Genomic DNA, 536 nt, shown 5'->3' on the forward strand with positions numbered 1-536 from the left:
GAGGAGGGAGATTTAATAGTAAATCGTTTAATTCAAAAGGAATCTATTCTTTTTGAATTAAACACAGAAACATTTAATCCAGAATTAGTAGAAACTTTATCTGTTTCTGTTCACTTTGAGGGAAGTGATCGAATTAAAAAATCTATACAGCAATCAATAGATATTCCCCTAGTTGATGAGAACGAAGTATATGAAATACCTCTTAATAAAGAGGTAACAAACCTTGTAAATGAATTAGTAAGGAAAGATGATTTAAAGCTAAGTACAGGAGGACAAAGAATGAACTTAATCCCATATGTAGTGGAGCAAACAAGCCGTGGCGAACGATCTTATGATATTTACTCTCGTTTACTCAAAGATAGAATTATTATGTTAACAGGTGAAATCACTGATCAAGTCGCCAATAGTGTTATATCTCAATTATTATTCCTTGATGCAGATGACCCTGAAAAAGATATTAGTATTTATATAAATTCTCCAGGGGGATCTATCACCGCAGGAATGGCTATTTACGATACAATGCAACACATAAGAGC

The 536-nt window shown here is 32.8% G+C and carries 1 protein-coding gene; it reads left to right on the top strand.

The window, feature by feature from the left end:
- Window positions 1-536, top strand: a 536-nt coding sequence (locus tag AC1DWA_RS33200) for an ATP-dependent Clp protease proteolytic subunit (RefSeq protein WP_477917700.1), incomplete at both ends; no start/stop codon positions are given.

The organism is Rhodococcus sp. P4_F3_2 (genome assembly GCF_056401335.1).